Here is a 19,919-nt window from a genome sequence, read left to right on the forward strand (position 1 = left end):
TATGACAAAACGGCTAGAAGAATTGACACACTTTGCGAAAGAAATTCGCTATCATACCCTGACGACGTTGAATCAGCTCGGGTTTGGTCACTACGGTGGAAGTTTGTCAATTGTTGAAGTATTAGCCGCTCTATATGGTGAGGTTCTGGATGTCAACGTCCAGAATTTCGCTTCTAAGGAGCGCGATCACTTTGTACTCTCAAAAGGGCATGCAGGGCCAGCCTTGTATAGCACCTTGCACTTGAAAGGGTTCTTTGATAAAGAGTTTCTCTGGTCCCTCAATCGTAATGGCACTCGCTTGCCATCTCACCCCGACCGGAATTTGACACCAGGCGTGGACATGACGACTGGCTCGCTCGGACAAGGAATGAGTGTGGCAACAGGGATTGCCTACGGGAAGCAGATTACGAACTCTCCTTACTACACCTACACTCTAGTTGGGGATGGGGAGTTAAACGAAGGGCAATGTTGGGAAGCGGCTCAATTTGCGGCTCACCAGCAGTTGTCTCACCTCATCCTTTTTGTCGATGATAACAAAAAACAATTGGACGGACGGACCGCAGATATTTGCCAAACTTTTGACTTTGTGGAAAAATTCGCCTCCTTTGGCTGGGAAGCGGTTCGTGTAGATGGCTCTAGCATTGAAGCTATTCTAGCAGCCATTCAAGCCATGAAAGACAGCGATTCTTCCCGTCCGAAATGTATCGTGCTTGATACGGTGAAAGGTCAGGGAGTAGATTTCCTTGAGACCATGGAAAGCAATCACCATTTGCGCTTGTCAGGTCAATTGGTCGATGATTTGGAAGCGACAGCTCAAGCACTAGCAAGAGAATTGGAGGTCACAGAATGAGACAAACAAAAGAGATGCGTTTGGTATACAGCGACTTCCTCGCTGAAATGGGCAAGGTCAACCAAGAAATTGCCGCTTTGGAAGCTGATTTATCCAGTTCCATGTCAACGAGCAAATTGCCAAGTATCCTTGGCGGGCGCTATGTGAACGTAGGAATTATGGAGCAGGAAATGGTTGGGGTGGCAGCAGGCTTGTCCATCTTGGGCTACAAACCCTATCTTCACACCTTTGGACCATTTGCCAGCCGCCGTGTCTTTGACCAGGTCTTTCTCTCCTTGGGTTATGCCCAGTTGAATGCGACCGTGATTGGTTCAGATGCTGGAGTGTCTGCTGAAATGAACGGTGGAACCCATATGCCGTTTGAAGACCTTGGCTTGATGCGCTTGATTCCAAAGGCGCGTATCTATGAAGTCAGCGATGATGTGCAGTTTAGAGCCGTCTTGGAGGAAACTCTGGCAGAAGATGGATTGAAATACATTCGCACCATTCGCAAAGCGCCGACAGCTATTTACCAAGGCGATGAAGACTTTAGCAAGGGCTATTGTGTCTTGCGTGAAGGAGAAGATGCCACCATTGTCGCAAGCGGCATCATGGTAGAGCAAGCCTTAAAAGCAGCAGATAGCTTGGCTGAAGCAGGAATTGCGGTGCAAGTCATTGACCTCTTTAGAATCAAGCCGATTCATGAAGATGTGCTAGATTTACTAGCAGGCAAGCCAGTTATTACCGCAGAAAACCACAATCGTGTGGGTGGTCTAGGCAGCGCTATTTGCGAACTAGTCAGCACAAGTTCCAACACACCAGTCTATCGTGTTGGTGTGGACGAATCCTTTGGTCAAGTGGGCCAACAAGCCTACCTCATGGATGTCTACGGTCTGACCGCAGAAAAAATTGTAGAGCAGGTTCAAGCAGCACTTGCTTAAAAATCAAGAAACCAACCCTCCATCTCGAGGGTTGGTTTTGTGCTCTACAGATATATCAATCCACAAAAAGGTAGCGCTTTCTTTAAAAGTGTTGTATACTATTTTTGAAAGCATACCATAGATAAGGAGGGGAAGTTATGTATCAATCCTTGATTAAATTTTCAACATTTTTCATTAGTGCTACTATGCTGATTTGTACGAGTTACTCCCCTAGTAGTTGTTCGTACAGATGTTCCTAATCCAATGGTTGCAAGTATAGAACGTTTTGGTACTGTAATCACATATTATGTACTGACGCAACCGATAGCTGCGCTCTTTCTTTTGGTTGGGATTTTCTTCCTCTTTAGGGGGCAACAAGAATATCGGAAAAGTTGACTCTTGGGAGACTATGAAAGGCTTGAACACATAGAATATGTTCGAGCCTTTTACAATCACCGTTCTTTCCATTCCTCTCGGAGGATACCGTACTTAACGGAATCGTAATAGACGCCTTGCCAGTAGCGGACTTTGCGGATTTGGGCTTCTTTGGTCATGCCGAGTTTTTCAGCAGCTTTCATCATGCGCTGATTGCCACTCCAAGTGGTGAGACCGATATGTTCCAGTTCTGGTATCGTAGCAAAGATATGCTCTGTCCAAAGAGTGAGGGCTTGAGTGCCGTAGCCGCCACCCCAGTAAGCAGCATCATAGATGATAATGCCCATTTCCAGCCATCTAGTTTTTTCATTTTCCCAATAGTAGGAGACCATGCCAATCGGTTTTTCGCCGATAAAAATCCCCTGTACGCTCGGTAACCGTAGAAAATGATAGTCATCGCATTCTTTAAAGGCTTCAAAGCTATCGAAGGCTTGGTAATCATCAAAATAAGGCGCAGAATAGTTTTTCCATTCGGGCCACTCTTCTCTATAGCCGATTTCCCAAATCTGCTGGAGATCAGCTTCTGTAAAGGCTTTTAAGTGGAGTGTGTCAGACATCGTGTACCTCCTTGTTTGTTTGACTCTATTGTAGCATATTTGAGGAAGTTTTGCGTTAGTATGAAGGAATTCTGAAAAAAGTGTGCTATAGTAAACTATAGTCAAAAGACTATAAATAGAGAAAAGGGAGGGAGACAGATGTATCAGGTTCTTGTAGTAGATGATGACGAGGAAATTTTGAAATTGATTCGTACGATTTTAGAAATGAAAAATATTTCTGTCACAACTCGTCAGGAGGTGACATTTCCTATTGATCCGCAAGAGTTTAAGGGATTTGACTTGATTCTGTTGGATGTTATGCTACCACATACAGACGGGCTTACAATTTGTAGAGCGATTCGGCAAGAGATACAGACACCGATTGTTTTTGTCAGCGCTAGAGATAGTGAGGAAGACATTGTAAAAGGCCTGCAATTGGGTGGGGACGATTATATCATAAAGCCTTTTGGGGTCAAGCAACTGAGCGCCAAGGTGGAAGCCCATCTTAGGAGAGAGGTGCGGACTCGTCAGGCTCAAGAGAGGTATGAACAGGTTGTTCGTGAGCTAGGTCCAGTCAGTTTTTTCTTGGAGGGGAAAAAAGTCAGCATCCGAGGTCAGACCTTACCTTTAACACACCGAGAGTATGCTATTTTAGAGTTGCTTTCCCGCTACCCACAAAAAGTCTTTACGAGAGAAGAAATATATGAACATGTCTATGATGAGGAGGCAGATGTCCTTTTTCATTCGATTTCAGAATATATCTATCAGATTCGGACAAAATGTGCGCCACATGGTGTCAATCCAATTAAAACCATCAGAGGGATAGGGTATCAATATGCAGATGACACAATACTCCATTAAACAACGAGTTTTGCGTAGTGTAGGAGAAATTGCACTTGGAACAATTGCTCTGTTATTCGGAATACTTGCCCTATCTTACTTACTCATTACAACGCAGCAGGTAGCAGTTACGAATGGTCAGTTATCTGTTTCGATTGATGAGAGTGCTACAGTTGAGGACTTTACCGACCAGATGAACCTCTTGCCTTATGACTATGCTTTGTTTGACCAATCAAAGGGAGAGCTTCTTGTAGGACGTTATCAGGAGATGGAACGGAAGCACTATCAAGCTGCTTTTGAGAGGCAAAGGGAAAATGTGCATGGAGCGACAGCCTATGTTCCCTACTCCAATCACCGGTTCTCCCTTGTGGTACGCCAACCTCTGATACCCGAATTTACCAATCCTGCTCTGCGCTTCATTTCGTGGAATTTGTTTAGTTATATCCTTTTTTTCGTAGGAGCATGTCTGGTGATTACTTGGTCTATTCTGCGATTGGTGAAGGAATTTGCCCAGAATTTTCAAGCAGTACGAAGTATTTCTTTGAGCATGGGCAAGCCACATGTACCGAAACGATTGGTTCCATCAAGGCTACTAGAATTTGAAGAAATTTTAGGAACGCTCGAGGAAAAAAGTCAAGAATTAGCACAGTTGCTGGAGGCAGAACGAAAGGAAAAGAAGGACCTATCCTTTCAAGTGGCGGCCTTGTCTCATGATGTCAAGACTCCTTTAACGGTCTTGAAAGGGAACTTAGAACTACTGGGTATGACTGCATTGACGAATCAACAGGTTAGTTTTGTCGGCTCTATGGAGCGTAGCATTGCGACCTTTGAAACGTATTTTCAGTCTATGCTATCTTACGCGCGCCTCTTATATGAGGATAACAGTTACCGAGAACGCATTGTCTTAGAGGAGCTTTTGGACGATGTATGGAGCGAGACGAAGGATATGCTGGATCGAAAGAGTATCGATTTTCATCTGATAAATGAAGCGGGGTCGGTCGTCTTTTGGGGAAATGCCCTTTTGTTACACCGTGCTTTGATGAATATCTTGGTCAATGCTATCCAGTATGGGAGAGATGGCGGTCGGATTGATTTGACCATTTGCCGTTACGATTCCTACCTCTTATTTAAAACGTGGAATGATGGTGCGCCTTTTTCAGCAGATGCGCTCCTGCAGGGAACCAGCTTGTTTTTTACCGAAGATGGTGGAAGAAGTGGTGAACATTATGGGATTGGACTGACCTTTGCACAAGGAGTTGCCAAGCTGCATCAGGGTTACTTGCAATTGCATAATCCGCCAACTAGTGGTGCAGAAGTCCTATTCGCTATTGAGGATAAAGAAATTGTAAACTAGGAGAATGATACTCCTAGTTTTTTCTTGTTGGAAGAGTCTGAACAAATTCTGAACAAGTGAGTGTATACTTATAGTGGGTTGAGAAAGGAGTAGGACAAGGCAAGGAGCTGCAGATAGAACTGGCTCATCAAAGCAACTGAACGATGTCCTAACCTTTATTCAATGCACTATATGGTCAATAAAAGCAAGAGGAGGACAATCATATGCATCTTCAAGTGGAGCATCTTCAGAAAGAATTTAAGGATAAGGTGGTTCTGCAGGATCTTTCTTTTGAGATTGAGTCAGGTACTGTTTGTGGTCTTTTAGGAGTGAATGGTGCAGGGAAATCAACTCTCATGAAAATCTTGTTTGGACTTGAGAAAGCAGATAAGGGGCAGATTTTGATGGATGGACGCTCACAGAACGATAGAGATAGAAGTCGAACATTAGGAGCCCTCATTGAAAGTCCTGCTATTTATCAGAATTTATCTGCCTTTGACAATCTAAAGACGAGGGCCTTGCTATATGGTATTTCAGACGAGCGGATTTGGGAAGTGCTTAGGCTGGTTGGTTTATCAGATACTGGCAAGAAGCGAGTCAAGGCATTTTCACTAGGGATGAAGCAACGTCTAGGAATTGGAATGGCGATGCTAACAGAGCCCCGATTTCTGATTTTGGATGAGCCGACCAATGGCTTAGACCCGGATGGTATCAAGGATTTACTTCAGTTGATTCGGTCTTTAAAAGAACAGCAGATGACAATCCTTGTTTCTAGTCACCAATTACATGAGGTCAGTCAAATAGCGGATCAGATTTTAATTCTACATCAGGGGCAGATTTGCTATAATGAGCAAAATTGCCATGAGGATGATTTGGAGCAACTCTTTTTTAGTATTGTACATGGAGGTGTGAGATGAAAGCAATCCTTCAATCAGAGTACCTAAAGTTGAAAGGAGCGGGACAGAAAAAACTTGCTCTGTTACTGCCTTTTTTAACGTTAGCCATTGCCTTTCTGATTGGCAGTCCCGATATTTTGGAAAGTTTTACGATGTACTGGTGGGAGGCTTTGTTTCTCTTTGTGCTGATTGGTTTGCTTTGTCTGTACGATCATCAGGCGGAAAAGCAGGCTGGTCGGTTTCAGAATGTGCTAGTAGGGACTTTGACTGCAAACATCTATTTCGTGAAGTGGCTACTTGTGGTTTACCAGCTAGTCATTGCGAGCGGTTTTGTTCTGTTGTTTCTCTATCTTGTCTCGCTGTTGTTTCCGACCATGCTCCTCCATTGGCTTACCAATGTGATGACCTTGTTTCTTGTACTACTGACAGTCTTGTGGAATATTCCTTTTTTGTATAGCTGTTTTGAGCGCTTTAATGCCTACCTTGTTTTAGTGGTCAATAGTTTTCTTTGTTTTTTAGTGGCGCCTTTCATCGCCCAAACGAATTGGTGGTACCTGTTTCCCTACACCTATCATTATAAGGTGATGGCAATTTTACTACATATAAAACCGTCGGGAGATACCATGGCACCAGCAGCATCAATAGATATACTGTCTTTGCTGATGGCCATTCTTTTATCTCTGGCTCTTGCTAGCTTAGGAGCGGTTATCTGGATGAGAAAGGAGCAGACTGATGGCCATCTTACACAGTGAATGGCTCAAGATTCGTCATTCGTATGCAGTTTTGTTTTTAGTCGGCTTTAGTTTACTAGAATATGTCACGATACCCGCTTACCTAGCCTTTGTTCCTAGTTCATATGCGCTAGAAGTTGCTATCTATTTTCCCATGTTGGCAAATTGTCTAGTATATACCATTATCTCTATCTTATTGGTTGAGCAGGAAAGTCAAGCGAATCATTTTCAATACATTCGGAGTGAAGCACATAGCTGGTGCTTGTGGGGGGCAAAGTTCGTATTGGTAGATGGTTTGTCCCTTTTGCCAACCGTGATGTTATGGTGGTTTATTGCGACCTTTGTCTACAAGGATATACCTTATCTGGTCATTGGTCTTGCTAGTTGGGGTTTTACGATTTTTGTGTATCATGTTCATCTTTTGCTCAGTTTATTTCTAGCAAAGGGTGTCAATTTTGCGGTTGCGTTTGTTGAATGTTTGTTGGTGCTTTTTGCAAGTAATCGGACATTTCTGGGTCATTATTGGTGTCCTATTGTTCTGCCCGCTAATTTTATCATGACCTTGGATCGTTCTTATTTGCTAACCTTATGGTGCTGGATAGTAGGGATGACTTGTGTAGCACTCTGTTTGATGCATGTAAAACGTTACCGAGTTTAGGAGGTGTCTCATGAAATGGAAAAAGTTTCTGTTTCTGATGGTTTTGCTGGGTGTTACCTGCTTGATTGCCTGTCAACAAGGTCAGAGAGCTATTGTATTTAATCGGGAAAACTTCACAACCTTTTCTTATCAACAACGAAACTATACTATTTTGAATCAGAAGGTTGATGCTAGTGAATTGGGTCGACTTGAGCTACGCTTTTTACACTTGGAAGTGATTGGTGGGGACAATCACCATAAAGGGACGAGCCTGAGTGTTCAAAATCTCTATCGAATCCGTGACGGTGGTTTGTGTATTGGTATACAGGATAACTATTATCGTGTCAAACCTAGTGATGAACTGGTCGCAAGCGATGAGCGCTGGAAGCCAGCTGTTTCTGGTGAAGATGGAATGATGATTGGAGAGACATTTCGTGTCAATCATCGAGATGCCCGCATGATTGATGGAGGCGGACATCATTATCGTGTGACAAATACGCTAGTGTCCGAGGAAGAGCTAGATGAATTTGTGACAGTATTAGCAGAGGAGGTTTTATTTATTTCTGACACAGGTCAAAGAATTCCGTCAAGCCGTTGGGGAGCGATGGATTGGACGGGGCAAGACTCAAAGGAGAAGCGGGATTTGTGGACCTATGGCTCCATTTATACAGTAAAAGGGCGTTCTGCTGAAGAGGTCCTTGCGATTGAGGTCAATAATGAGTATCACCTTGCCATAAGAGAATAAAACCCAGCTCATTTCTAGAGCTGGGTTGGTTTGTTTTCATCCAAAAGATTAGTAATATTCCCCTTGGCGGTAGTCCCATGAGTTGAAGTGGTCTGACAGGTGCATCATGATTTTATCAATGTCAAGACCTTTACGAATTACAACAGGGCATGGGGAGATAGAGCGGCTGTCCTTGCCTTGCTCTGGAATGAGTTTGCCGTCAGCGTCCACCATAGAGACCATGACCCCTTGCTCGTAGCGAGTTTCGGCCGTCTTATCAGGCTGGATAGATGCCACATAATCGTCTGCCTCGATGACGAGGTCCACTTTTGATTCGATACGCTCTCCAATCCCTTCAACCTTACCACGGTTTCCTTTTCCAGACGGATTGGCAGAAGAAGCATAGACCATACGGCCCTCTTTTTCCCACATTTCCTTGGCAATTTGCTCCCCAGCAACGCCAAACTTGATGACAAAGCAAGAAGTCCCACGGACGTCCGTCATCAATTCTTCACGACCATCGCCATAGGCTTTGAGCTTGGCATAGGCTTCCTCACGCCATGGAAGAATACAGCCGAGCAAAATATCTTCGTCCCAATGTTTTTGGTAGAAGGCGTCAATCTCTGGGGTCATTTGCGCCAATTCCCGAAGTTCTTCCATGCTACCGCATAGCACGACCCCAGGCTTGTTGCGCTTGCGCTCTTTAGCATCAAATTTCCGCTCCAAACCAGCCTTGTCAGCGGTCATGATAATATAGCCAACCTTGGTAGGGCAGACAATTACGCCCCCCTCTCCTTTGATGATGTTAAGTCCTTCTTGCGATAGTTGTCCATCCCAATGGATATGTTTCGTCATACCTTCAATCTCCTTGTCTAAATTTTCAGATAATTCAATTATATCAGAATTTTTGTGAAAATCAAGCCTGTTTTCGACAATCATCCAGATCCCCTAAGAAAGAAGAAGTCGTTGAACGGAAGAGTTCGACGACTTTGATTTTTATTGAGTATGAGTACGGCAAGTCGAAAGTGACGATGTATCAACGTTCATTCAAAAAACTATAATTGTATTTTTTGATGATAAAATGCGTCCATATGGCTCGGCAAATGATGTTCAATGTCAATCACGGTACCGGGATAGTTGGCAATCAAGTGGAGGATATGATTTGCATTCGTCTGATCCAAACCAGACAACACTTCATCAATGAAGAGGATTTCTTTTTGGTAGAGGAGAGCACGTGCGATTTCGAGGCGCTTCAGTTCACCATTTGATAAGGTACGATGTTCATTCCTAGTGGTAATGCTAGCTGTCTAGCATTTGCGAAGGAATCTAAGCCAACTGTTTTTGGAAAAATCCACTTACTTCGTTCATGAAACTTTTCAAAAAATGTTCTTGCCTTTTTTCATTTTTTCGCTATACTAGTAAGTAACGAAATACCGGTTGACGTCTCATAGGAGGACTTAGGTCCAACTGTGGGAAAGACGGAACTCTGGAGAGACCGTAATGGCGCCGAAGGGGCAAGGTGAGGCAAGGCTATCACTCAAACTCTCAGGCAAAAGGACAGAGCATAGGAATTTGGACATGAATTTCCCCTAGGCTAGTGGAAGACTATCCACCTCCTATCTCATTATGGTTATACGTAAAAGCAGAGTTTGACGGTCGCAGTCAAGCTCTTTCGTTTTCATGAGACAGTAGAATGTGGAGGAGATGGAATGTTAGAACTGTTGCAGCGTGTGAATAGTCTGGTTTGGGGACCGCCCTTGCTGATGCTCTTGGTGGGAACAGGGGTGTATTTCACATTTCGTATGGGACTATTTCAAGTCAGAAAATTGCCGCGGGCTTTTCGCTTAGTCTTGTCAGATGATGCGAGCGGTCAGGGTGATGTATCTAGTTTTGCAGCCCTTTGTACGGCCCTTGCGGCAACGGTCGGTACGGGAAATATTGTCGGGGTGGCGACAGCGATTAAGACTGGTGGACCAGGCGCCCTCTTTTGGATGTGGGTCGCAGCCTTTTTTGGTATGGCAACCAAGTATGCCGAAGGTTTTTTAGCCATTAAATACCGTACCAAGGATGCAAATGGTCAGGTAGCAGGAGGTCCTATGCACTATATCACGCTGGGGATGGGCGAAAAATGGAAACCTTTAGCCGTCTTCTTTGCCATTTCAGGGGTCTTGGTCGCCTTTCTAGGAATTGGAACCTTTGCGCAGGTCAACTCGATTACTTCGTCTTTGGAAAATAGCTTTGCATTTTCACCGCAGATAGTGAGTATGATTTTAGCGGTGATTGTCGCGCTGATTATCTTTGGAGGAATTGAGTCCATTTCAAAGGTATCAACCAAGGTGGTGCCTTTTATGGCGCTCCTTTATATTGCAGCTACGCTTGCTTTACTAGCTGTAAACGTGGAGCAACTGGTGCCCACCCTTGTTTTAGTGGTGAAAAGTGCCTTTACTCCGACTGCGGCTCTTGGGGGATTTGCAGGTGCGAGCGTCCGTGCGGCTATTCAAAACGGGATTGCGCGTGGAGTTTTCTCCAATGAATCGGGGCTTGGTTCTGCACCGATTGCGGCAGCGGCAGCCAAGTCAAACCAGCCTGTTGAGCAGGGCTTGATTTCCATGATTGGCACTTTTATCGACACCATTATCATCTGTAGTCTGACAGGTCTGTCTATCTTGGTGACTGGTCAATGGACGGTTGAGGGGCTACAAGGTGCACCTCTGACTCAGGCAGCCTTTGCGAGCTTGTTTGGTACTCCAGGCGCTCTCGCCTTGACTTTCAGCCTCGTTCTCTTTGCCTTTACGACTATTTTGGGGTGGAGCTACTACGGAGAGCGGTGTTTTGAATTTCTCTTTGGGACACGCTTTATCCTTCTCTATCGCTTGGTATTTATTGCCATGGTAGCTCTGGGAGGTTTTCTGCACCTGGATGTCATCTGGGTCATTGCCGATATTGTCAATGGGCTGATGGCGCTACCGAATCTGATTGCCCTCCTCGCCCTCTCCCCAATCATTATTCGTGAAACAAGACGTTACTTTAAGGACAAATAGGGAGTGGGACAGAAATCGATAACTCGTAAGAGTTCGATTTTGTAGTCCTCGCTTTCTAATTTCTAGGCTCGGGTATTGACAGTCACTCCTCTGACTGTCAATACCCCGCACAGTTGATTAGATTATCTTTGGAGCTTGAAAGCGAACAAAGATATCAATCAACCACTGCGTCAATCTGTTAAGTCTATGAAACGTAGAGGTAAGGGGCTTTTGCCCCACTCCCTACTTTTACCACAGCGAAAAGTATCTGATGAGGCTCGCTCCGCTCGCGAAAATCGAACAATTGATGTTCAGTTAGCAGAGCTTTTCACTTGTTTAAATAGATTTTGGATTTGGCTACATTCTGACTGGCTCTTGCTTTTTATGAAATCAGCCTGCTTATGGTATAATAGTGCTACTAGGAAAGGAGGGCTACAGTGCGATTTTTAGAAAAATTTATGGCTCGATTTGATATAGAAGCGATTGGGATGGACTTGTTGAGCAAGGTTCTATCGCTTATTCTCTTATTCCTTGTTTTTTATGCGATTAAAAAGATTGTTGCTGTTTCGATTCGGAAGATTTTCTTGCCCTCTATTCGGGTATCAACGCAGGACATTGGGCGGCAAAAGACGATTGCCCGCCTCTTGGAAAGTGGCTTGAATTACGTCTTGTACTTTCTTTTGCTCTACTCGGTCTTGACGATTTTAGGCTTGCCAGTCTCTAGTCTCTTAGCTGGAGCAGGAATTGCGGGGGTCGCAATCGGAATGGGTGCGCAAGGCTTCTTGTCTGACTTGGTCAATGGCTTTTTCATCCTCTTGGAACGGCAGTTTGATGTCGGCGATGTGGTCGGCTTGACCAACGGATCGATTAAAATCAAAGGAACAGTTGTCAGCGTGGGCATTCGGACGACGCAAGTTCGCGATGCGGATGGCACGCTCCATTTTATTCCCAATCGGAATATCCTTGTCGTCAGCAATCAGTCGCGGGGTGATATCCGCGTTCAGGTGGATCTTCCGCTGAGCCTAAGAGCTGATTTGGCCAAGGTCGCACAAGTCATTGAAGCAGTCAATCAGAAAGAACTCAGCCGATTAACTGCTATTAAGGGTGCAAAAGTGGTGGGGCCACAGACGCTTGAAAATGGTCAGTTTGTCTTTCGGGTTCAATTTTTTGTGACCAGCGGTCAGCAAGGGAGTATCTATCAGCAGTTTTATACCCTCTATCAAGAGGCTTTGCTTGAAGCGGGCATTGACCTCACCTAAGGAAAAAGAAAAGGAGAAAGCATGTTTCCAAAAGAATTTATCGTGGAAGACGGTCACGTCTACTATCGGAAAAAACCACTCTACAAACAACCCCTGTTTTGGACAACGATTGCAGGAGGAGTTGTGTCCCTTATCTTGGGGGTCTTACTGTTTTTAACGATTCTAGGGATAGCGAGTTCCTCGGATTTTTCCAGCTATGTAGATGAAAGTTATGATAATAGGACATCAGATGTCTTTAGCGAAAAAGAAATCGATCAAGAGGTGAGCTTGGAAAATGGCTTGAAGTTAACGGTGCAATCAATAGACTTGGACGAGAAGGCTGAATTGGTTAATTCTTACTATGATACAGCCTTGGTTGTAAAAATTCAGGTGAAAAATCCGACCAAGCGAGTCCTGTATTTTGACGAACGAAGTAGCATTGTGTTGGGGACACAAGATAGTGACAGCGAGGAGATTGATAGTGTCTACCCGCTTGACGATCTGACCTATGATGCGAACTTGAAAAAGAAGGTCGCTCCAGAAGAAGCCGTCACCTACACCCTATTCTATGGGGTGGATGATTCCCCTAACTATCGCCTGATTTACGAAGAAAATATGTGGAATTTTCAACAGGCAGAGAAATTGTAATCCCTTATCAGAAAGTAGGAAAACGAGGCTGGCGCATGTCCAGCCTCGTTTCTTTCACTTAGAGGTAGATAATCGCTGCTTTTGCATGAGGGTAAAGCTGCTGCAGTGCTTCGAGAAAATCAGGATGCAGCGCTAGGACACTTGAAAGCAGTTGTTTATCATGGTCTTCTACATAAATTTTGACCCGCAAGGCCATACCGATTTTGATAATTTGGTAATTGATATAGGGCAGAACGACATGAAAATGTTGTAAAATCAAATCATCAATCGGGTCTGTAATCTCTTGATCTGTTGTCAAACCTTGAGACAGTTCGATAAAGGCTCCATGGAGCATTTTAGCTGGCTCTGGTAGGAGGCAGATGACTGAAATACTGGTAATAAAGAAATCTGCTGTATAGTGCAAGAAACCGAACGGACCATTGATGTCAACAATATAGAGGAGACAAAAGGCAAGCCCTGCTCCGAGAGACTGGAGACCGTCGATGAGACTGCCCTTGGTTTCGGCCTTTAAAATGGTACTGAGAAAGTTGATCTTTTTATTCTGATAGTGGTTGTAAAAGCTGAGAGCCAAGCAGAGCAGGACTACAAAAAGAGTGTAGGGCAAGATGGGCCCGATGATGAGGGGGTCTCCCTCTCCTGCGATAAAGTAATGCAAGGCTGTTTCAGAAGCATTGATAAAAGCGAGAATCAGCAGTAGTATGATCAAAATAGATTTGAAAATAGCATAGAGGGGCTCTAAAAAATGAAGACCATGTGGGTAGCGTATGGTCTTTTTGTGGCTGATACGGGAGATGTAAATGCCGATAATGGCGGATAAAAAGCTGATTAATGAGAAAAAACCGTCTAACAGAAGCGCTTGTATGTCCGTGATGAAGTAGACGATAATTCCAGCGACCGATACGATAAAGGTAATGATAAAATTAACCGTTAGTGACTGTTGTTCAATCGTTTTTTGCAATAAATATTCCTCCTTTATGATACTTTATACTTCTATTATACAGGAATTGTGCAATTTTCACAAATTCGTTTTTGGAGGCAACAGAAAAGGGAGTAGGAAAATGCACTCGTTTTGAACAATTTGAGTTTTTTCCACTCCCAAGGAGTTTTTTATCTGAAAAGGGATTATACCAAGCCTTGTGCAATCATGGCATCTGCGATTTGTTCAAAGGCAGCGATGTTGGCACCTGCCAGGTAGTCCTTGCCGAGGTTGTATTTCTCGGCTGTTTCTTTTGCGGTGTTGAAGATGTTGGCCATAATGTCTTTCAGACGGTTGTCCACTTCTTCAGCAGTCCATGAAAGGCGGAGGCTGTTTTGGCTCATTTCAAGGGCAGATACGGCAACTCCTCCAGCATTGGCTGCTTTTGCAAGTCCGTACAAGACACCATTTTCTTGGTAAGTATGGATAGCATCCAAGTTAGATGGCATATTTGCTCCTTCAGCGACACAGTAAACACCGTTTTTCACGAGGCGAGCAGCAGCGGCACCATCAATCTCATTTTGAGTGGCACATGGAAGGGCGATATCTGCTTTTCCTTCGTAGGTCCAAACAGATCCTTCGTGGTAGGTTGCGGTTGCTTTTTCAGCAGCATATTCAGTCAAACGAGCGCGGCGGTTATTTTTGATGTCGCAAAGAAGGTCAAAGTCGATTCCAGTCTCATCGATGATATACCCATTTGAATCAGACACAGAAATGACCTTCGCGCCGAGTTCAGTTGCTTTTTGAACGGCGAATTGCGCCACATTTCCAGAACCAGAAATGAGAACCGTTTGGTCTTTAAAGGATTTACCGTTTGCTTGAAGCATGTTGTCTGTGAAGTAGACAAGTCCGTAACCAGTCGCTTCTGGGCGAATCAAGCTCCCACCAAAGCCAAGAGGTTTCCCAGTCAAGACACCAGCATCAAACTGACGGAGACGTTTGTACTGACCGTACATGTAGCCAATCTCGCGACCGCCGACCCCGATGTCGCCCGCTGGTACGTCAAGCGATGGACCGATGTGTTTTTGCAGTTCGGTCATGAAACTTTGGCAGAAACGCATGATTTCAGCGTCTGTCTTGCCTTTTGGATCAAAGTCAGAACCACCTTTACCGCCACCGATTGGCAGACCAGTTAAGACATTTTTGAAGATTTGCTCAAAACCAAGGAATTTCAAGATAGACTGGTTAACGGTTGGGTGGAAGCGAAGTCCACCTTTGTAAGGGCCGACTGCTGAGTTGAATTGAACGCGGTAGCCACGGTTGACTTGAACCTTTCCGTCCTTATCTGTCCATGGAACACGGAAGCTAATAATCCGTTCAGGCTCAACGATGCGGGCCAAGATGTTTTCAGTGATGTACTCTGGATGTGCTTCGATAACAGGTTCGAGCGTGTTGAACAATTCTTCAACAGCTTGCAGAAATTCTGTTTCATGCGGATTGCGCGCTTTTACAGCTTCAAATGATTGCTGGATATAGTCTTTTGCAGTTGTCATAAGATAATGTCACCTTTTCTAATAGAATAGGTCTAAAAATTAAATTTTCAGACAATTTAATATTTCCGTTTGCTATTATAGCACCAAGTGATACAAATGTAAAGTGGAAAATAAACGATTCTGACAATTTTTGTCAGAAAAGAGGTCAGTTTCAGCTACTGTTTCCGAACTTTTTATGATAAAATGAACGAAATACATATTTTGGAGGACAGTATGCCATCAACCAAGACACAGATTGCAGGTTTTGCTTTTGAAAACTGTTTGATGAATGCGGCGGGAGTTGCCTGCATGACCATTGCAGAGTTAGAGGAAGTGAAAAACTCACAAGCAGGGACCTTTGTCACCAAGACCGCGACTTTAGAAGCCCGCGCAGGAAATCCAGAGCCACGCTATCAGGACGTGCCACTTGGCTCCATCAACTCCATGGGCTTGCCCAATCAGGGTCTGGACTACTATCTGGACTATCTCCTAGACTTGCAGGAAAAAGAGCCAGAGCGCACCTTCTTTCTATCACTCGTAGGTATGTCTCAAGAAGAGACGCATAGGCTGTTGAAAAAGGTGGAAGAAAGTGGCTTTAAGGGCGTGACCGAGCTGAACTTGTCCTGTCCAAATGTTCCAGGAAAACCTCAGATTGCCTATGACTTTGAAACGACAGAAGCGATTTTAACAGAGGTCTTTCGCTATTTTACTAAGCCTTTAGGAATCAAGTTGCCGCCTTATTTTGATATGGTGCATTTTGACCAAGCAGCAGCGATTTTTAATCAGTTTCCCCTAGCCTTTGTTAACTGTGTCAACTCGATTGGAAATGGCCTTTACATTGAGGATGAGTCAGAGGTCATTCGTCCTAAAAATGGATTTGGGGGCATCGGTGGTGAATATATCAAGCCCACAGCCCTTGCCAATGTCCATGCCTTTTACCAACGCTTAAAACCAGAGATTCAGATTATCGGAACAGGTGGCGTCTTGACGGGGCGCGATGCTTTTGAGCATATTCTCTGCGGGGCGAGCATGGTGCAGGTCGGCACAACCCTCCACAAAGAAGGAGTTGCCGCTTTTGAACGCATCACAGCAGAATTGCAAAGCATTATGGCAGAAAAAGGCTATGAAACTTTAGACGATTTCCGTGGGAAATTGCGCTATATAGAATAGAATGAACAGGTGAAATCAAGGGGGGTTCACCTTTTTTTCATAGGCATTGCCTAGCTTTTTCAGCAAGAATAGCGTATACTGGAAGCAAGGAGGACGGTATGATGAGAAGAAGACGAGACCGGATTGGCAAACGTAGACGTAAGCAGCGGAAGAAATGGCTTGGTTATGTCTTTTTATTGCCGCTAGTGGTGGCTGGATTGGCAGGGCTTGTCTATGGTGGGACGGTTCTTTGGTCTCGCTTTTCATCTGTATCATTATCAACCAGACCGTCATCTAGTACAGATATAGCAGGGGAAAAAGAGCCTGTGTTGCAGGAAGAAACAGTACAGACAGCCCGCATCATGGCGCATGGGGACTTGCTTTACCACGATATTATTTACTGGAGTGCCCAGCAGCCAGACGGTCAGTATGATTTTACGGAGAATTTTACCTATGTCAAGCCTTGGATTGAGCAGGCGGACCTTGCGATAGCAGATTTTGAAGGGACTATTTCAGCGGAATATCCCTTGGGTGGCTATCCCATGTTTAATGCTCCAGCATCGGTCGCAAATGCCATTCAGCAGACCGGGTATGATGTGGTGGATTTGGCCCACAATCATATCTTGGATTCTCACTTGTCTGGTTTGGTGTCAACGGTTGATGCCTTTCGACAGGTTGGGGTGGACACGGTCGGTGTTTACCGCGATGGCAATCGCGCAACGGCCCCTATTTATGTGAAGGAAGTCAATGGAATTAAAATAGCGGTGTTAGCTTACGCTTACGGCTTTAACGGGATGGAAGAAACTCTCTCTCAGGAAGAATATGACAACTACCTGTCTGATTTGAATCTGGAGCGGATGAAGTCAGAGATTGAGCGTGCGGAAGCAGAAGCCGACATCACGATTGTCATGCCACAAATGGGAATTGAATACCAACTGGAGCCGACAGAAGAACAGGTCGCTTTGTATCGTCAGATGGTGGAATGGGGAGCAGATATCATCTTTGGAGGTCATCCTCATGTGGCGGAGCCAACAGAAATTATTGAAAAAGACGGAGAACGCAAGCTCATTGTCTACTCGATGGGGAATTTCTTGTCCAACCAACGGATTGAAACCATGGAGGGAGTTCCTAACTCCCAATGGACAGAGCGTGGGGTCTTGATGGATGTCACGGTTGAAAAGAAAGAGGGCAAGACACGGATTCAGACGGCTACCGCGCATCCGACCTGGGTCAGTCGTGTTCCGAAAGAGGGAACAGACTTATTTACCTATCAAACCTTTGTCCTCGAGGACTTCATTGAGGGCGGTCCGCACCGCCATCAGCTAGATGAGGAGACCAAGGCGCGGATTGACCTTGCTTATCGGGAAATGAAGGACTTTATGGGCTTATAGTCTTTTGAATGAACTTTGATACATCGTCACTTTCGACTTGTCGTACTCAAGTACTGTCCGCGTCTCAGTTCCTTGTCTGAAAGTTCATTCATTTGACTATAATTGGTGAGGAATTCCTTGAAGACTGGAAGAAAGCACATTCGTCCTCTCTCAAGAATCAGTTAGAAACAAAGGAAACAATGATGAAGATAGAAGCAGTCGTAACGGATATGGACGGGACTTTTTTGGATAATCGTGGTGGGTTTGATCGCGAGCGGTTTGAACGGGTCTTAGTGCAGTTAGAAGCAAGGGGAATCCCTTTTATTGTAGCAAGTGGCAACAGCCTGGAACGTTTGTTGGACCTCTTTGCAGGCTTTGAGGACAGGGTCTTATTCTTAGCGGAAAATGGTGGTCTGTTTTATCATAAGGGAAAGATACTCTTTCGCAAGACCTTGGGTCGGGAGGTGGTCGATGAACTCCTTGCTTATTATCAAACGAGGGCAGCAGACTATTGCTTGATGCTATCAAGTGATACGACCATTTACATCGATGAGCGTGCTCCCCAGCCCTTTGCAGAGACAGATTTAGCCATTACAAAAGCGCAGTTGCAGGCCTTTTGGGACAAGATTGTCCGCCTTGCGGACTTGCGTCATGTGCCTGATGAGGTAGCCATTACCCATGCAGGATTTTGGGTCAAAGAGGAATTGGTGGATACACTTGTCGCAGAATGCAACCAAGTCTTTGGAGAGCAATTGCAGGCTGTAACAAGTGGTTACGGATCGGTGAGCATTTTACCTAAAGGAGTACACAAGGCGTGGGGCTTGGACCAAATCTTGAAGCAGCTAGGGCTTGAGGCGAGTAGGGTGCTTGCCTTTGGTGATAGTGACAATGATGTGGAATTATTAGCCTATGCAGGCTATTCCTATGCCATGGACAATGCAGGTGAGCGTGTCAAGGCAGTGGCTAAAAACCTTGCTCCGTCGAATGTTGAGCAGGGAGTTCTTACGGTGATAGAAGAATATGTAGAAGGAGAAGATGATGCAGCCGAGGATTAAATTCATTGCATTTGATATGGATGGAACCTTTTTGAATTCACAGAATGACTATGATCGCAAGCGTTTTGCGGATATTTGGGAGCAATTGCAAAAACGCGGGATTCGGGTGGCAGCTATTTCTGGCAATCAGTACCAGCAAATCAGATCCTTTTTTCCCGATATTCATGAACAGATGACCATTGTGTCCGAAGTGGGCTCGGTTATTGTGGAAAATGGGGAGCGGATTGCGGAGTATCACTTTGAGCCAGACGTTGTGGCGGATTTGATTGCCTTATTGGCGCAAAAAAATCTCTTGCATCGTTGTTCCATCAGCGGTTTGAAAGCCCTGTATTTTGCCCGAAATGCGCCAGAAGATTTCAAGCAATTGATCACCAAGCACAATTATGAATGGCAGGAAATTGAAGATTTGACGCAATTACCAGATGATCGCTTTACCATTTTGACGCTGGATGTGCCAGAGATAGATATTCAGGCCTTGGTGGCGGAACTCAATGCGACAGGAAAGGGAAGCGCGCGTGCGGTGTCGAGCGGGTTTAACTTTATCGATATTGTGCATCCATCGGTCAATAAAGGCGTTGCCATGGATTTTCTAGCCAAGCGCTGGCAGATAGAACCATCTGAAATCATGGCCTTTGGCGATAGTGACAATGATTTAGAGATGTTAGCTTACGCAGGCTATTCCTACGCCATGGCAGGTAGCCCTGAGAGTGTTTGTCAGGCAGCGAAATTTCAGGCTCCGTCCAATGATGTTTCAGGTGTCTTACAGGTGATAGAGGAGATGGTGCTATCCTAATAAGCCTTCTCGGTCAGTTTTGCTGTGTTTCCATCGGGGCAATGTATGGATTGTCTATGTTTTGGGGTAAAGCATTGAAAAACGAACAGGGGTGGGGTATAATAAAGCGTATTTATTTTATAGTTATTTGAATGCGAGCTAAAATCTCGGAAAATAGACGAGCCGTCCTAGAAATACAATTTCTTCGTCCGTCTCCCTAATTTTCTGTCGATTTTTAACGCTCTTATATCATGTTATTTGAATGCGAGCTAAAATCTCGGAAAATAGACGAGCCGTCCTAGAAATACAATTTCTTCGTCCGTCTCCCTAATTTTCTG

General features: G+C 44.7%; 20 protein-coding genes, 1 pseudogene and 1 riboswitch. Of the genes and pseudogenes, 15 read left to right on the plus strand and 6 right to left on the minus strand.

All coding sequences use genetic code 11. The annotated features are described in order from the left end of the window. Position 1 precedes the first annotated feature (1 nt). On the plus strand, positions 2-850 hold the full coding sequence (locus tag BU202_RS08460) for a transketolase (protein WP_075105348.1): 849 nt from the start codon (positions 2-4) through the stop codon (positions 848-850). Beyond that, positions 847-1,770: a transketolase family protein gene (locus BU202_RS08465; RefSeq protein WP_075105349.1), complete on the plus strand. Its 924-nt coding sequence runs from the start codon at positions 847-849 to the stop codon at positions 1,768-1,770. Before BU202_RS08460 ends, BU202_RS08465 begins: the two co-directional genes overlap by 4 nt. A 431-nt stretch (positions 1,771-2,201) precedes the next feature. On the opposite strand, the gene BU202_RS08470 is transcribed toward BU202_RS08465, so the two are convergent. Further along, positions 2,202-2,741 (minus strand): GNAT family N-acetyltransferase, encoded by a 540-nt coding sequence (locus BU202_RS08470; RefSeq protein ID WP_075105350.1) that lies wholly within the window; start codon positions 2,739-2,741, stop codon positions 2,202-2,204. Positions 2,742-2,879: 138 nt separating this feature from the next. Here BU202_RS08470 and BU202_RS08475 point away from each other — a divergent pair, with 138 nt between their 5' ends. The 6 genes from BU202_RS08475 to BU202_RS08500 all read left to right on the plus strand — a co-directional run bounded on the left by BU202_RS08475 (position 2,880) and on the right by BU202_RS08500 (position 7,902). Further along, a complete protein-coding gene (locus BU202_RS08475) occupies positions 2,880-3,581 on the plus strand; it encodes a response regulator transcription factor (RefSeq protein ID WP_075105351.1) in 702 nt (233 codons plus the stop codon). Next, entirely contained in the window at positions 3,556-4,914 is a 1,359-nt protein-coding gene (locus tag BU202_RS08480; RefSeq protein WP_083605780.1) for a sensor histidine kinase, read from the plus strand. Before BU202_RS08475 ends, BU202_RS08480 begins: the two co-directional genes overlap by 26 nt. 203 nt (positions 4,915-5,117) lie before the next feature. Beyond that, the gene (locus BU202_RS08485; RefSeq protein WP_075105352.1) at positions 5,118-5,810 is read left to right on the plus strand and encodes an ABC transporter ATP-binding protein; all 693 of its coding nucleotides are present in this window, start codon (positions 5,118-5,120) and stop codon (positions 5,808-5,810) included. After that, positions 5,807-6,541 carry a lantibiotic immunity ABC transporter MutE/EpiE family permease subunit gene (locus BU202_RS08490; RefSeq protein WP_075105353.1) on the plus strand — a complete coding sequence of 245 codons (735 nt, stop codon included), beginning with the start codon at positions 5,807-5,809 and terminating at the stop codon, positions 6,539-6,541. The genes BU202_RS08485 and BU202_RS08490 overlap by 4 nt, the downstream gene beginning before the upstream one ends. Then, positions 6,522-7,178 (plus strand): ABC-2 family transporter permease, encoded by a 657-nt coding sequence (locus tag BU202_RS08495; RefSeq protein ID WP_083605781.1) that lies wholly within the window; start codon positions 6,522-6,524, stop codon positions 7,176-7,178. The genes BU202_RS08490 and BU202_RS08495 overlap by 20 nt, the downstream gene beginning before the upstream one ends. Before the next feature lie 10 nt (positions 7,179-7,188). Continuing rightward, the gene (locus BU202_RS08500; protein WP_075105355.1) at positions 7,189-7,902 is read left to right on the plus strand and encodes a NisI/SpaI family lantibiotic immunity lipoprotein; all 714 of its coding nucleotides are present in this window, start codon (positions 7,189-7,191) and stop codon (positions 7,900-7,902) included. Positions 7,903-7,950: 48 nt separating this feature from the next. Here the strand turns inward: BU202_RS08500 and BU202_RS08505 are convergent, their stop codons facing one another. The 3 genes and pseudogenes from BU202_RS08505 to BU202_RS10785 form a co-directional block, all read right to left on the minus strand. Then, positions 7,951-8,736, minus strand: coding sequence for an L-threonylcarbamoyladenylate synthase (locus BU202_RS08505; RefSeq protein WP_075105386.1), 786 nt, complete (start codon positions 8,734-8,736; stop codon positions 7,951-7,953). A gap of 200 nt (positions 8,737-8,936) precedes the next feature. Beyond that, positions 8,937-9,062, minus strand: coding sequence for a hypothetical protein (locus BU202_RS10710; RefSeq protein ID WP_279626020.1), 126 nt, complete (start codon positions 9,060-9,062; stop codon positions 8,937-8,939). A gap of 21 nt (positions 9,063-9,083) precedes the next feature. Then, positions 9,084-9,179, minus strand: a pseudogene (locus tag BU202_RS10785) (hypothetical protein); the annotation flags it as partial. 178 nt (positions 9,180-9,357) lie between these two features. Then, positions 9,358-9,452: riboswitch (glycine riboswitch) on the plus strand. 138 nt (positions 9,453-9,590) lie between these two features. Between BU202_RS10785 and BU202_RS08515 the strand changes: the two are divergent. From BU202_RS08515 to BU202_RS08525, 3 genes are all read left to right on the plus strand, one after another. Further along, positions 9,591-10,922: an alanine/glycine:cation symporter family protein gene (locus tag BU202_RS08515; protein WP_075105356.1), complete on the plus strand. Its 1,332-nt coding sequence runs from the start codon at positions 9,591-9,593 to the stop codon at positions 10,920-10,922. Positions 10,923-11,359: 437 nt separating this feature from the next. Beyond that, complete coding sequence (locus BU202_RS08520) at positions 11,360-12,160, plus strand: mechanosensitive ion channel family protein (protein ID WP_075105387.1); 801 nt, start codon at positions 11,360-11,362, stop codon at positions 12,158-12,160. A gap of 21 nt (positions 12,161-12,181) precedes the next feature. Next, entirely contained in the window at positions 12,182-12,787 is a 606-nt protein-coding gene (locus BU202_RS08525) for a hypothetical protein (RefSeq protein WP_075105357.1), read from the plus strand. Positions 12,788-12,845: 58 nt separating this feature from the next. Here the strand turns inward: BU202_RS08525 and BU202_RS08530 are convergent, their stop codons facing one another. Then, positions 12,846-13,745 carry a cation transporter gene (locus BU202_RS08530; protein WP_167364751.1) on the minus strand — a complete coding sequence of 300 codons (900 nt, stop codon included), beginning with the start codon at positions 13,743-13,745 and terminating at the stop codon, positions 12,846-12,848. Between the two features lie 164 nt (positions 13,746-13,909). Continuing rightward, positions 13,910-15,256 carry an NADP-specific glutamate dehydrogenase gene (gdhA, locus tag BU202_RS08535; protein ID WP_075105359.1) on the minus strand — a complete coding sequence of 449 codons (1,347 nt, stop codon included), beginning with the start codon at positions 15,254-15,256 and terminating at the stop codon, positions 13,910-13,912. A gap of 213 nt (positions 15,257-15,469) precedes the next feature. Here gdhA and BU202_RS08540 point away from each other — a divergent pair, with 213 nt between their 5' ends. The 4 genes from BU202_RS08540 (at position 15,470) to BU202_RS08555 (ending at position 19,602) form a co-directional block, all read left to right on the plus strand. Next, positions 15,470-16,405, plus strand: coding sequence for a dihydroorotate oxidase (locus BU202_RS08540; protein WP_075105360.1), 936 nt, complete (start codon positions 15,470-15,472; stop codon positions 16,403-16,405). Positions 16,406-16,506: 101 nt separating this feature from the next. After that, entirely contained in the window at positions 16,507-17,775 is a 1,269-nt protein-coding gene (locus BU202_RS08545; protein ID WP_075105388.1) for a CapA family protein, read from the plus strand. 182 nt (positions 17,776-17,957) lie between these two features. Further along, entirely contained in the window at positions 17,958-18,809 is an 852-nt protein-coding gene (locus BU202_RS08550) for a Cof-type HAD-IIB family hydrolase (RefSeq protein WP_075105361.1), read from the plus strand. Beyond that, positions 18,793-19,602 carry a Cof-type HAD-IIB family hydrolase gene (locus BU202_RS08555; protein ID WP_075105362.1) on the plus strand — a complete coding sequence of 270 codons (810 nt, stop codon included), beginning with the start codon at positions 18,793-18,795 and terminating at the stop codon, positions 19,600-19,602. Before BU202_RS08550 ends, BU202_RS08555 begins: the two co-directional genes overlap by 17 nt. Positions 19,603-19,919 lie beyond the last annotated feature (317 nt).

This window comes from Streptococcus cuniculi, from assembly GCF_001921845.1.
Taxonomy (GTDB): domain Bacteria; phylum Bacillota; class Bacilli; order Lactobacillales; family Streptococcaceae; genus Streptococcus; species Streptococcus cuniculi.

Bases quoted from the DNA above. Each gene is read 5' to 3' on its own strand.
- BU202_RS08515 (WP_075105356.1), top strand. From the start codon at position 9,591: ATGTTAGAACTGTTGCAGCGTGTGAATAGTCTGGTTTGGGGACCGCCC.
- gdhA (WP_075105359.1), bottom strand. From the start codon at position 15,256: ATGACAACTGCAAAAGACTATATCCAGCAATCATTTGAAGCTGTAAAA.
- BU202_RS08490 (WP_075105353.1), top strand. From the start codon at position 5,807: ATGAAAGCAATCCTTCAATCAGAGTACCTAAAGTTGAAAGGAGCGGGA.
- BU202_RS08505 (WP_075105386.1), bottom strand. From the start codon at position 8,736: ATGACGAAACATATCCATTGGGATGGACAACTATCGCAAGAAGGACTT.
- BU202_RS08480 (WP_083605780.1), top strand. From the start codon at position 3,556: ATGCAGATGACACAATACTCCATTAAACAACGAGTTTTGCGTAGTGTA.
- BU202_RS08545 (WP_075105388.1), top strand. From the start codon at position 16,507: ATGAGAAGAAGACGAGACCGGATTGGCAAACGTAGACGTAAGCAGCGG.
- BU202_RS08495 (WP_083605781.1), top strand. From the start codon at position 6,522: ATGGCCATCTTACACAGTGAATGGCTCAAGATTCGTCATTCGTATGCA.
- BU202_RS08550 (WP_075105361.1), top strand. From the start codon at position 17,958: ATGAAGATAGAAGCAGTCGTAACGGATATGGACGGGACTTTTTTGGAT.
- BU202_RS08465 (WP_075105349.1), top strand. From the start codon at position 847: ATGAGACAAACAAAAGAGATGCGTTTGGTATACAGCGACTTCCTCGCT.
- BU202_RS08500 (WP_075105355.1), top strand. From the start codon at position 7,189: ATGAAATGGAAAAAGTTTCTGTTTCTGATGGTTTTGCTGGGTGTTACC.
- BU202_RS08485 (WP_075105352.1), top strand. From the start codon at position 5,118: ATGCATCTTCAAGTGGAGCATCTTCAGAAAGAATTTAAGGATAAGGTG.
- BU202_RS08460 (WP_075105348.1), top strand. From the start codon at position 2: ATGACAAAACGGCTAGAAGAATTGACACACTTTGCGAAAGAAATTCGC.
- BU202_RS08540 (WP_075105360.1), top strand. From the start codon at position 15,470: ATGCCATCAACCAAGACACAGATTGCAGGTTTTGCTTTTGAAAACTGT.
- BU202_RS08470 (WP_075105350.1), bottom strand. From the start codon at position 2,741: ATGTCTGACACACTCCACTTAAAAGCCTTTACAGAAGCTGATCTCCAG.
- BU202_RS08555 (WP_075105362.1), top strand. From the start codon at position 18,793: ATGCAGCCGAGGATTAAATTCATTGCATTTGATATGGATGGAACCTTT.
- BU202_RS08520 (WP_075105387.1), top strand. From the start codon at position 11,360: ATGGCTCGATTTGATATAGAAGCGATTGGGATGGACTTGTTGAGCAAG.
- BU202_RS08525 (WP_075105357.1), top strand. From the start codon at position 12,182: ATGTTTCCAAAAGAATTTATCGTGGAAGACGGTCACGTCTACTATCGG.
- BU202_RS08475 (WP_075105351.1), top strand. From the start codon at position 2,880: ATGTATCAGGTTCTTGTAGTAGATGATGACGAGGAAATTTTGAAATTG.